The organism is Mariniflexile sp. HNIBRBA6329 (genome assembly GCF_043558645.1).
Taxonomy (GTDB): Bacteria; Bacteroidota; Bacteroidia; order Flavobacteriales; family Flavobacteriaceae; genus Mariniflexile.
The window spans coordinates 19,253-33,281 of the sequence record NZ_JBIFXS010000009.1; the positions used below are offsets into that span (position 1 = coordinate 19,253).

Genomic DNA, 14,029 nt, shown 5'->3' on the forward strand with positions numbered 1-14,029 from the left:
AGAATAAAGGTGGATTTTTAAGGTCTGTAATAAATTTACAAAAATATCATTTGATTTATGAGAATTTCATAAATAATAATTGTAATCAGATATAAATTCCTAATTTAAGAGCTTATTTTATTTACAATTACATTGAAGTTTTTTATAAAACAAAACTGTTCAATTATAAGTAAATATTATTTAAGAAACTTGCAACAAAAAAGCCAGTTATAATATAACTGGCTTTTAAATTTCTATTAATTGGTTTTTAGTTTTTAATTATTTTGGAAACTTGAGTTCCTTTCTCTGAATCAACTTTTAATAAGTACACTCCCGAAGGAATTCCAGACATATTAATTGTTGTTTTATTACTCTTTATGCTTTCTTTCATAATAAGTCTTCCATCTAGACCAAAAAGAGACATAGTTGTGTTTAGTGATACCGTCGGCATTGATACAAAAACTTCATTATTGAGTACTGGATTTGGATATACCTTAACCCCTAATAAATTATTTTCATTAACACCTAAACTAATATCCACTTGATTTGAAGAAATCCCTAAACCACCCATAGCATTAGCTGCTCTAACCGTATAAACGCCTGTAGAAGTTCCTCCTGGAATAGCATAACTATTGCTAGTAACAAAATCTTGAAATACATTATCTTTAAATACAGCCCATCCTAATACATAGTTACTATCGTCCCAAGTTAATGTTGAGCCTGAAATTGATATTACAGGAGCTGGAGCTTGTTCGGTAGCAAGTGTTGGTTGCCAAGTATCACTACCTCCTAACACATTTTCTATAGTGTATTGGGCAGCTTCACTTTCATCTAATGTAGGGTCTAAGGTTACTGAGGTTGCATCTTTAGTATAATCTGTACGTCTTTGGCTTAAGTCTACTTCAATTCCAGAAGAAGACAAACTATTGTATTCTGCAAATCTGAAAGGAACCACATTCATTGGGTCTCCCCAAGCACCAGCGGTCGGTAAAATATTCATAGTGGTATTAATATAAACGACTTTAGGAGCATTATTCCAAGGTCTACCTAACCCATAAATTCCATTTTGTTGTGCATCACCATCAATGGTACAGTTGCTGAACACATAACCCCAATCAGAACTAGTAGCTGCAGCAGTTACAATACCGCCACCACCAGACGCTCTGTTTTCCATATACATCAGACAGTCGTTAAAGAAAATATCGCCATCTCCAAAGATATAATCTACGGTTCCATGAATTTCACCATTTTCCCAATATGTTCTTCCAGCACCTGTAAAATAGGTATCCTGATTACTTAATAATCTTATGTTTTTGAATATGTTTTTATCACCTTGATGACGTAAAGCTACGGCACGCTTTTCAGGGATGCCCAAGCGATAATCCATTTTATTAAGTAAAGTGAGGTCTTGCATGTATATATTATCAGCGTTAGAAGTAAAGTTGATTGTTGGTGTTTTGTCTATTCCTTCTTGAGCTTGAGTGGGATTGTTAAATAGTGTTACACCTTCAGTACTTTGTCCAATAAAAGAAATGTTAGGCAAACTGATGAATGTTTGTTGAGTTGCATCTCCCGTTGTAGTTCCTAAATCATAATCTCCATTAGGAAAGAATATATAGAACCTATTACCACTATTTTTTGCAGCATCTGCAGCGGTTAAAGCTGCTGCAAAATCACCATCTACACCCACAATAAAGTCATAAGCTCTTTTAGTTACAGTTGGTTTATCAAGTGTAGTAAACGAAATTGAAATAGCATCAGTTAGCGTATTATCCGCTAAATCTGAAATTACGTTACCCGCTAAATCAAAGGTGTAAGTGGTATTGTAGTCCAACCCTGAATAATTAAACGATATGGATTTGCCAAATACAACAGGTGTTAAATTTTTACCATTAAGAGTTGCTGTTGTGTTATTAGCAATTTTAATACGTTCATCAAAATTAAGTACAACTTTTCCTGTTGCTGAAGCACCTGTAGCATTGTTAGCAGGGACAGAGCTAGCAAGAACAGGAGCCGTACCATCATTAAATATGCTTTCTGTACCATAAACATATATGTCAGAAATAGAAGTGCCGTCGTTGCCACTTCCTAGCACAGATGATGTGTAATCTGGAATCCATCTTATATAAACTTCGGCTTGATTATTAGCAGCAGGAGGTAGGGTGAATGAACCATCAACCCATGTGTTTACAGTTGAAGTATCATAAGTTCCAATTTCGGAAAAATTAGTACCGTCTATTGAATACTCACATTTTTGAGTAGCATATCCTGAATAGCTAGTTAACATGGCAGCTTGAACACTTATGTCGGTATAATCAGTCGCATTAATTTTTATTTGATAATAGAATTTATCTGCTAACTGTTTCCAATTAATACGACAATTTTTACCGTACCAGATATTACCAGATAATTTAGAGAAGTTTAATCCTCCCGAAGTTGCTCCAGCAGCATCTCTTAGAACCAAAGTAGTTGCATCGTTAACAACATTTGATGAAAAATCGACGGTAACCACATCATCATAAAAATCCCATCCAACAATATAGTCAGCTGCATTATATGAAGCTGTTACAGTTTTATTGGCATCCATGGTCACAATAAGTTCACTATTGGTTTCACCTGTTCCCCAATTTGAAAAATTAAGAATTGGATTGCCGCTAGCGGTTAAAGTAACGTTAGTTCCTTCAACATACATTCTAGAACCGTTAACCATATTTCCAGCCGGAGAGATATTTACCATGTAGTCATTAGCACCTCCTTCAACCACAACATCCAAAGCATATGTAGTTAATGCATTGAAAACAGCCGTATAGCTTACATTATCTGTTACCGTTATCTCAAATGGATTATCTGTGGACACGGTAGCACCCAAATCGTCTTGCCATTCCACAAATTCATAACCAAAGTTGGCATTGGCGGTAAGGTTAACCACAGTGCCTTCATCAACTGTTGCTGGATTATCTGAAATTATTGCGCCACCTTCAGAAGGCGAAGCAGCCGTTGTAACCGTATATTGAGCAACATCGGCTATTGTGCCATTTAAAAGACCATCAATCTGAATATTAGCAAGCCATACATCTTTACCAGCTCCAAGACCATGGATATAAATTTCTAAAGTGGATTTACCACCCAAAGCAGGAATTGATAACCCCGTAACATCCATAGTAAAGGTATTGGTATCAGCAGCTTCACTGGCTAGATCACCATTTCTGGCAGGTTTAACGTTTATAGCGATAGGATAAGATGTGCCATTTGAATCTTTCCAATAGACATCAATTAAACCAGTACCCGTTCCATTTCTTTGGCAGTCGAAAGTTATATTTGTTGGTGTAAAATCTAAGCCTGTAAGTGGCGTAAATTCGAAACCGATTAAATTGTTTGCGTTATTTCCTCCTGGCGTAGTAGCACCTGTATTATTTAAAAACGAAGTGTAATCTAATGTAGGGTTGCTTCCTGTTTTTTTTCCATTATATGAATAGTTGCTTCCTACAGTAACATTGTCTGGTTTATAGTAAGCAGCTTCGGTATAAGTTGCTGTTTGACCAGCAGTACCCAAATCAAAAGCCCAATCAATAGTAGAAGCGGTATCTGTTGGTAGGGTAGTAGAGGTACCTGATACTTTAAAGGAGTCTATATAAAAATAATTACCTGTTGTTCCACCATTTTGTACCCCTATTAATCTTACCAATACATTGGTTTTGTTTTTGGCAACAATATTCAATTGAGCCGTTTTAAGTGTCCACCAACAACAGTTACCGCTGGCTTGACCTGCTGATGCCCAACTAGTGCCTCCGTCAACAGAATAATATACAGCAAGAATATCTGTTTCAACATTTTGAGTTGTATAAGAAAGATCTAACTTAATCTCTTTGTATCCTGTTGTAGGGAACGAAAATTGAAAATAATTAGCGTGATTTGCAGAGTTTGTAAAATCTGCAGGAGCAACAATACCTTGTAACCTTGCGGAATTATGATATGTTGTTGTGTTCTGATATACATTTTTAATTTGCCCTCCCTGAGCAGGAACCATTGACATTTCGTAATCGGTTAGGGTTCCATCTGAGCTATTGGGATAAAAAATGTCGTTTGAATTAACCGAAATATCTAACCCGTCAGCGGCACCTCTAGCGGTTGCATTTGGAGTGTAACTATAAGGTCCAGTACCGCTTTGATCATAAGCATAATCAAATGTCCATTCAGCAAGCGTTGTTTGTGCAACCAATTGCAAGCTTGTTCCAAAAAAAACAATGAAAAAAGCAAAATAAGACCAATGCTTTTTTAGGTATAAAGTTGAATTCATAATGTAATAATTTAGTTTAGTAATATTTAATTTAGTTGTTATTGTATAATAAAACGCTACCGGTTTTATAGCGAAGACTAAAAAAACCTGCTTTTTAGGGAACAAAAAACTTTGTTGTTTGTGTGCCTTCTTGAGATGCTACTTTACCAATATAAATGCCTTTGGTTGTGGGTGATTTAATAATCAATAAGTCTTCACCATTATTTTTATTGGTCGATTTATATATTAACCTTCCTGTTAAATCATAGATTGAAACTTGACTATTCATGGGAGCATTTTTTATTTTAATAAAACCATCCTCAACTATCCATTTTACTTGATTTTCTAAAGGTTTTTCTAAAGAAAGAGTAGGAGTGGCTACGCCGTGAATATTAACATCTGCCAGACAAATTGTTTTTCCTGTAGCTTCACCGCTATACCAAGGATAAACTCTTAATTTTAAGGTTTCTCCATAAGCGAGTGTTAAAGTGGGGAATTTTGAAACGGCATACATGGTATTAGATGTCATACTTGAAAACTCTTGAACTACAGATGTGGTTGCAAAATTATCTTTAGAATAAGAAATACGGCAACGCATGCCACTACCACCTGCTCCACCAACATATAAGCTTATTTTATCGATATTTAGCTCTGTTCCCTCGCTTGCAGAAATTCCAAACTGAATATAACGGGTTGATACTTCATCAATCTCTCCTGCAGGCCAAACATCTCCATCAAGTAGGTTTCTTTGTGTTTTTCTTGTGGTGTCATAACCGCTTTCTACCGGCCACGTTGTATTTGAATTTGGGGCAGAATACCGCTGCACATACATGTTGCTATGAGACTCATCCAAAGGAATGGCAGGTCCTTCTAAAACATAACTATCATCTGCTGATAGTTCCCAAAGAAGGTTTACTTCAGTACCTCCTGTTAACTCAATAAAATTGGCTGTTAAAGGGATTTCTTTGGTAACCGTTCCGTTAGTTGCAGTAAGTGTTCCTTCTTTAGTTCCTCCTACTGACTGAGATACTGAAATATAAAATTTTGAGAATTCAAGGTTATTGTTTACATAATCCATGGTTATGGAAGAAGTAAAAGTATCTGTTTTATTGGCTGCTATTAAAAAACCATCACTTACTGAAAGTGTAAATGTTCCTGAGGCTGGCTCAAGATCAAAACCTGTAATGGTAAGTTCTTTTGTAAGTGTCTGTCCGGTATATGCATCTCCAAAATCACAGGCGCTGGGATTAATCAATACATCCGTTGATGTATTTATATAAGCTGCCAAAATGTTTTGATTGGTCATTTCCTGAGCACATAATCTGGCAACTAATGTTGCTCCCAACGCATTGGGATGTGTAGAATCGGAAGACACAAAAAGTTGAGCAGTAGCTTCAGCATCACCATAAGATTCAAGCAACCCTTTTGTTAATGTGGTCAAGTCAATAAGTTGAACACTCTTTTCGGTAGCAACTTCTTGCATGGCATAGCTATAATCATAGGTGTGATCTGTTTCAGGAACACCAAAGTTTTCTCCTAAATCATGACGTCCTTTACGGGTAATGGTACCACCACTAAAATATTTTCTGCACATCGCTGTTGCTAAAATAGGTGTAGCACCTAACGCACGCGTCTCGTCAATATATTTTCTAAGATATTCCTTATAAGTTCCTTGAGCAGTGGTTCCACGATAATCAGTTCCATTTATTGGGTTATTGGGGTCGGTTCCACCATCTAAACCGTTATTTTTCTCATCATTGTGAGCAAATTGAATTATTACATAATCACCAGTTTCTATTTGTTGTTTTACAGTAGTCCAATAAGGTGATTCCAAATAAAAACTTTTGCTACTAGCCCCACTTTTTGCACGGTTGTTAACAACGACTTCAGAAGTAAAAAATTGTTGGAACATCATGCCCCAACCTCTTTTATCTGTAGTATTTTCGTCATAATCGGCCATAGTAGAATCACCAATGGTATGGAGGGTAATTTGTGCATCGGCAGAAATAACGTTGCAAAAAGCAAAAACACCAATAAATAATTTTAATAATGAATTCATTTTTTTTTTTTTTTAAGTTTGGTAATGAAGTATCTAGAATTAAAAGATACTTCACCACCTTATATATTTAAGGAAAGTAAAACTTCCAAGTTTAGTTTTTATAAATCTTGATAGCACCTATTTTGCCGTCTAATTTAAAACGAACAATATAGATACCGGATTTTAACCATTTTAAATCTATTTCTTGAGTAGAATTAGTTTGATGGACACGTTGCCCCATCATGTTATAAATCTCAAGATTTTCAAGATTACCTTTTACTCTCAGTATATTGTATTCTAAAAAAACTTTATCATCTACACTTAAACTAGAGTCAACCGTAATCGAACCTGTTCCAGAAAGTAAACCAGGGTGTGTTGAAGCGTTATACGTGCCGTTTCCAAGCGGCGTTCCGTTCAAAGTAAATTCCTTAACTATAACAGCAACGTTTAAGACTGCTGAAGCAGAGCCTGTTATATTCATTTTCAAAACATCTCCTGCACATTTTGCGTGATTAAAGATAGCTTTATTATTAACTGCCAAATCAATTAATCCATTTCCAAAAGCATTTTCAACCAAACCATTAATAGCAGATGAACCACCTGCATTTGCTGCAGGAACCGTTAAATCCCATGTGCCAGTAAATCCGCTATTATCACCACCTAAATTAGCAGTAGCGGTATTATCCACAGTTCTTGTATTACGCACAATCACTTTATAATTTCCAGTAAAAGTTCCTGGTAAATTCATAACACTACCAGCAACATTGGAGCTATTCATAAGTAAAGAAATATCGCCTTCTAAAATGACATCAGCAACTAAATAAAATCCAGTACCACTCGTAGCGTAAGAAATATTGGTTCCTTGATACATGGTAACAGGTCCCAAGCATTTTGAATTACTAGTATTGTTTCTTAGACGGATACTGCCTCCATTTTGCACGTACATATCACCAGAAAACAAATTACCTTGTGCTTCAATAGTTACACCATCTACAATGACCTTTTCTCCTGCTTCAGGTAATAACGCCGGTGAATAATTGTTAGCAACATCCCAATTCCCTCCAAGAAATGTGAATTCACTTGGTCTTCCTATAATAATTTTACCAGTACCACTAATAGTTGATGGATTTGTATTTGCATCATACTGACCAATGTTTTTTATAACACCGTCAATATACCATTCACTAATAGTTATATCTTGGTTTAGTACTAATTGTGCCGTTCCTTCCGTATAAAGTGCCGTGTTAACATCAATGGCATTACTTACATCAATAGTTAGCTTACCATTAGTTTTTACGGTTATTTTTCCAGAGGTTCCTAATGCACTTTCTGTTTTAGCTTGTAAATCCCCAGCTTCAACAACCACATCTCCAGTAAAACCAGTATTAGTATTGTTGAGTTGACATATACCAGCACCTATTTTTGTAATTTGGTGCACACCAATAATAGCAGCTGTAACATCAAGATTATTTGAAGCATCAATGGTCACTTCTCCTTTAGTTTTTATGGTGCCTGATAATGACACACTAGCAGAAGATGAAATTGTTGACTGGTTAAGCGTTAATAAAGTTACCGAACTATTTACTGAAACATCGATAGTTGCTCCATTTACTAAATTTAAATCAGCAGCGAAATTTCCACCATTAGCATTCAAGGTTATACTGCCGTCAACATTTGCAGCTTCTGAAATTGCTGGTACACCATCAGGATCCCAGTTATTAGCTTCTAACCATCCATTGTTAGCGGCTCCACCATCCCAATTATATACTGTTACTGTTGGCGCTATTGCTGTAGGATCCCAATTATCAGAACCTGCCAATACAATTTCTGGCTCGTACAAATCAGCTTCATTTTGATCGACCATGGCTCTTAGTCCTGCCCAATTAGCTCTATTACTCATATCAGCACCTGCTCCAGTATTCATCCATTCATATAAATGAAGATCTGTACTTGTATCTGAATATGTCATATTCCATTTATCTCCCCAACCTTCTGGATGAATTTTATCAGTCATATTACAATATAACCAGGCTACTTTTGGGTATTCATGCCATGGACGTCCAAATCTAACTAATGCTCCATCATCTCCTGCTCTAGGGCTATTAGTCTTATAAGTTAAGTTACACTCGTAAAAAACGAAGCCGTAATCTTGATTGATTGTAGTAGAAGGTGCTGTAATCCAGCCACCGCCATAACTTCTAATCTCACATTTGTTGAAGAATCCCACGCCACGTCCATAAATATAGTCTGTTCTACCTTCAATAACGCAAGTCTCAAAATAGGCACGAGAGGTTTCAGCCATCCAAAAGTAAATGGTGTCTTGATATGCCAATATATCACAATTTACAAACACATTTCGATCCGCCTGAAGTGTTATAGCCTGTGCTTGACCAATTGGTGCCGCGGTATTTTGAATGGTTATATTCTCTGCTCTAAAATCGTTGGCTTGAATGGTCAGTGTCGCGGCTGTTCGCACGAGTTCACTATTACTAGACCAGAGTGCTACTTTATTATCTGGACAAAGACCATCGCCTCCATCATTACAATTATAGATATCGTAAGAAATAATGGTTTCTTCCCTACTTTCTCCAATTAGCGTTATATTTGTTTTGTTAGCAGGTATAATTAATTTTTCTTGATCGTAGAGACCTCGTTTTACATATATTATTGTAGGCGTACCCGCAGGAACGGCATCAAATGCGGCTTGAAGAGAAGTAAAATCTCCTGTTCCATTAATATCCACAACAATATCTGGACTAAAGTTTTGTGCAAATGATAAATAAGAGAATAATAGACCAATAAATAAAAGGCCAAAGCTTTTAATTGATTTCATAATAAGAAGTAGTTTTATTTTATATAGTTTAGTTTAAATGGTCAAATACATTACAACGTAATGCAATCGATTACAAATTTAAATTATTACTTCATTTATTATATGGTCAAATTACAATAAGAAAGGTGTCAAATAACAAAAACGCTTTTAGTTATCATAATACATTGTGATAAAAAAACAAACTCAAAATTCTCGAACAATGTTTAGGACTACTGCAATCAAACAACAGAATACCTAAATAATCGATTGAAATTATTAATGATTTTGGATATTTACATAAAAAAAAATCTTAAAAAGATTAACTATTTAAAAGTTAATAATCCAGTTGTTTTAAAACTATTGCATATTTATAACCTATTCACTATTAGGGTTGTTTTGTGAATTATTCTAATTTTGCTAAAACGACCTTATAATAAGAAATAATTTCAATGAAAATACTAGGGAAAATATATTTATTTATTCTAATAGCTTTTTTGCTACCATATAATATAACGGGGCAACAAAATTTTTCAGTGGAACATTTTTTGGTTGAAGATGGACTTCCTCACAATATAATAAGCCAAATCATTCAAGACAAAAAAGGATTTATTTGGTTGGCTACTTTTAATGGTCTTAGCAAATATGACGGCTATACTTTTCAAAACTACAAAACGCAATCATCAGATAAAGTTTTAATGAAGGATAGCCGCATCGATAAAATTACGGAAGATACATATGGCCGTATTTGGATAAAATCTAATGCATATGAAACATTTACATACTGTTTCGACCCTAAAACAGAAACCTTTTGGAGCACTGAGCTAATTCCTAATATACCAAAAGAAGGATTCACACAAAGTAAGATAAAAGTAAATAAATCTGGACTGGTGTGGCTACTTTCTGAAAGTGATGGATGTATTTTGGTTTCCGACTCTTTATTTTCAGCCAAAATATATAATAAAAAAGCTAATACACTCAATGCATCTGCTGTTCATAATGTTTATGAAGATAATCATAATAATTCATGGCTTTTAACGAACAATGGCTTAACACTTATTAAATCGGGTAATTTAAATGAACCTATTAATTACTTTTCAAACCAAACAGGAAAAGCTATTTCTTTCTTTACCGCTGTTGGACTAGACGATGAAATTTGGTTTGGAGGATCTAACGGAATAATAGCCAAGTATTCAAAAAACGGACACACTTTTAGAACACAAAAACTGGAATTGGATGCTGATATTACTTGGATGACTAAACTGAATGAACAGACAGTTATTGCTTTAACAGACCAAAAAGGCTTTTGTACCATTAACATCCACAGCGGAAACATTCAATTCTATAATTCTAAAACCCAACCAGGTCTTGTAACCAAGAACATGGCACCTGTTGCCGTTACACAAAATAGTCAACTATGGTATACAAATAATCAAGAAACAGGTATTTATCTTTTTGATTTTTCTAAACAAAAATCTTATTACTACCCACCTATTTTGGAAGGATTAGCAAGACCAGCTAGACCTACAAGACCTTATGTTATTACAGATTATAAAGGAGATATTTGGGTACAACCTTATGGGGGTGGGTTTTCAAGATTTAATCCAAGCAATTATGAACTTATTCCATTTAAATACAGTGGTTATTTTCCCAAGGGTAATTATACAAATAATTTTGTCTCCGCTTTTTTTGACAAGCAAGGAAATTTATGGTATAGCAGTGAATCAGCAGGTTTAGTGAAAGTTGTGTTTAGTGAAAACAATTTCAAAACATCTAATGTAACCAATAAACTAATCCAGTCATCTACGAAAGATGTGAGGTCTATTTTTCAGGATAAAACTGGGAATATCTGGGTAGGTAACAAACAAAGTCAAATAGTTATTTTAGATAAAAATTTAGATAAAATTGGGAGTCTTTCTCTCTCAGGGAAATTAAAGGAAAATTCTCAATGGAATAAAGCTGCTTATAGTATCATGCAAGACAATCAATTGAACGTTTGGATTGGTACTCGTGGAGACGGACTCTATAAATTAATACCACAAGATGATCCGCTAACTTATAAAGTAATTAATTATAAAAGCGATAAATTAAACCCATATAGTATAACAAGTAATGATATCTATTCCATTTTTCAAGATAAAAATAATCGTATTTGGATAGGAACTTTTTATGGTGGTGTCAATCTTATAGACACCAATGAGCATGGAGAGACGCAATTCATTAATTATAAAAACAAATGGAAATCTTACCCTATTGATGATTTTGATAAAGTACGCTGTATAAAACAAACCCCAGAAGGACTTCTGTGTGTTGGAACAACCAAAGGGTTACTTGTGTTTAACCCCAACAATGTTTTAAGTACGTCTTCTGCACTAAATAAATATGAAATTGGGGTTGATAATACTCATATAGGGTTAAATGGTAATGACATTATAGATATTTGTATCACAAAGAAAAAGGAAATTTTTATAGCGACTACTTCTGGAGGTGTCAGTAAAGTCGTTAAAAAAGATGCTTTTGGTTTTCCTGTAACATTTAAAAGTTATACAAAAAAGAACGGTTTGCCTTCGGATAATATTCTTTCGTTATTGGAAGACCCTGATGGGAAAATATGGATAGCAACTGATTACAACTTATCACGTTTTAATCCTGATCAGGAATTTTTTGAGGTTTTTCATGAAGTAAAACCAATTATTTCTAATTTCAATTTTTCAGAGGCTACAAGATTGCAATTAAGTTCTGGCGAATTGCTATTTGGATATTCAGAAGGCATTTTACATTTCTTTTCAGACCAAATAAAGACGAATAATTTTGTTCCTTATTTAGCAATATCTAATCTTCAACTTTTTAACAAAACAGTTTCAATTAGCAAAGACTCTCCTTTAAACGTATCTATTGATAATTGTAATGAATTGGTTTTATCACATGATCAAAATTTCTTTACTATTGAATTTGCAGCACTAGATTATAAAAACCCAGTAAATATTAATTATGGATATAAGTTAGAAGGATTTGATAAAAATTGGAACTATACCCAAAAGCATGGGATGGCAACCTATACCAATGTGCCCAAAGGTAACTATGTTTTTAAAGTAAAATCAACCAACAACCAAGGTATTTGGGCAGACAATGAGCGTCAACTCCCCATAACCATCAAACCTTCCATGTGGAATACACGTTTAGCTTATGCTGTATATGCTTTGGTTATAATAGCTATTATTCTATTTATCAATTATATTATAATTACAATATACAGATTAAGAACCAATGTGAAATTAGAAAAGGAAATGTCTAATATGAAACAAAAATTTTTCATAGACATCTCTCATGAATTACGCACTCCCTTAACCCTAATTTCTTCACCAATAGAATACTTAATAAATGATAACAAAACACCCGAAACAATAAAAAAGCAACTTTCTTATATAGCCCATAGTTCCAATAGACTGCAAAGACTCGTTAATCAAATTTTAGATTTTCGTAAAATTCAGGATACCGGACTTAAAGTTTCTAAAATAAGTATTGCTGAGTTTGTTAAAAATGTTTTTAATGATTTTATTGAGGTTGCTAAGGGACAAGAAATTGATTTTACTTTTCAGAACGATGCCGGGGATGCTAAAATCTGGGCTGATAAGGACGCTCTTGAAAAAATTATAATGAATCTTCTATCTAATGCCTTTAAATATACGCCAAAAGGAAAGTCTATTAATGTCCAAATTACGAAAAACAAAAAACAAGTAGGTATCCATTTTATTGATGAGGGGATTGGAATTCCAAAAGAAAATCAGAGTAAATTATTTACTCGGTTTGTTTCTTTTGGTGACAAGAGTAATAGTCCTAGCACAGGAATCGGTTTATCCATGGTAAAAGAACTTGCTGAAAAACATCAGGCTAAATTGTATTTTGAGAGTGAACCAAATAAAGGAAGTTCTTTTTCTATATTTTTTAAATTAGGTAAAGAACATTTTTCAAATGATGTTGAGTTCATAAATGAAGAAAAAGAATCGGAATCTAATTTGGTAATACCACCAAAATTATCTGCAAGGGATAATCAAGAAAAAATTCGGATTTTGGTTGTTGAAGATGAACCAGAGTTACGATCATTTATTAAAAGTATTCTTGAAGACACATATCATGTTATAGAAGCTGAAGATGGCGATATAGGTTATAAATTGACTATTAAAGAACATCCGGACTTTATTGTCAGTGACATTATGATGCCAAAACTAAATGGCGTTGATCTTCTAAAAAGGATTAGGAACAATATTGAAACCAGCCATATTCCAGTAATTCTACTTACTGCAAAAGCTAATATAGAAAGTAAACTTGAAGGCCTATCTTATGGTGCGGATGATTATATTACCAAGCCATTCAGTGTGTCTTACTTTATCGCTCGAATTGAAAACCTCTTAAATCAAAGGAAACGATTACAAAATATTTTTGGTGTTTTAGATAAAAACGAGTTCAAGAACTTCAAACCTATGCCTTGTTTAATCACAAATCAAGATGAAGAAATAATGAAAAAAGTCATGCTTGTAATAGAAGAGAACATAGATAATAATAATTTTTCAGTAGAGGAATTAGGTTCTAATGTTGGACTTAACCGAACTACACTAGGGAATAAAATAAAAAGTCTGACTGGATATACACCTGTCGAATTCATTAGAGACATCAGAATAAAGAGAGCTGCTCAACTCATAGTTGGTAGCCAACTATTAATAAAAGAAATTGCCTTTATGACAGGGTTTTCGGATATGAAGTATTTCACCAAATCCTTCAAAAATAAATATGGTGTTGCTCCTACGAAATATCGAAAACAAAATAAGTAGTTATCTGGAATTACACCTTTATTAGCACAGAAAATTTAAGACTGTTTGTTACTAGTCCACATTCGCTCCATGTTTTCGGGCAAGCTTCTATCTAAAAA

4 protein-coding genes are annotated in these 14,029 nt (G+C 34.2%); 1 reads left to right on the plus strand and 3 read right to left on the minus strand.

Translation table 11 applies throughout. The features are described from left to right. Nucleotides 1-247: 247 nt before the first annotated feature. The 3 genes from ACGK9U_RS10925 to ACGK9U_RS10935 all read right to left on the minus strand — a co-directional run bounded on the left by ACGK9U_RS10925 (nucleotide 248) and on the right by ACGK9U_RS10935 (nucleotide 9,126). The gene (locus ACGK9U_RS10925; protein WP_394466413.1) at nucleotides 248-4,276 is read right to left on the minus strand and encodes a pectinesterase family protein; all 4,029 of its coding nucleotides are present in this window, start codon (nucleotides 4,274-4,276) and stop codon (nucleotides 248-250) included. A gap of 94 nt (nucleotides 4,277-4,370) precedes the next feature. Continuing rightward, nucleotides 4,371-6,314, minus strand: a complete 1,944-nt coding sequence (locus ACGK9U_RS10930) for a GDSL-type esterase/lipase family protein (protein WP_394466414.1) — start codon at nucleotides 6,312-6,314, stop codon at nucleotides 4,371-4,373. Between the two features lie 91 nt (nucleotides 6,315-6,405). Beyond that, a complete protein-coding gene (locus ACGK9U_RS10935; protein ID WP_394466415.1) occupies nucleotides 6,406-9,126 on the minus strand; it encodes a pectinesterase family protein in 2,721 nt (906 codons plus the stop codon). 428 nt (nucleotides 9,127-9,554) lie between these two features. Between ACGK9U_RS10935 and ACGK9U_RS10940 the strand changes: the two genes are divergently transcribed. Further along, nucleotides 9,555-13,931, plus strand: coding sequence for a two-component regulator propeller domain-containing protein (locus tag ACGK9U_RS10940; RefSeq protein WP_394466416.1), 4,377 nt, complete (start codon nucleotides 9,555-9,557; stop codon nucleotides 13,929-13,931). Nucleotides 13,932-14,029: the final 98 nt, after the last annotated feature.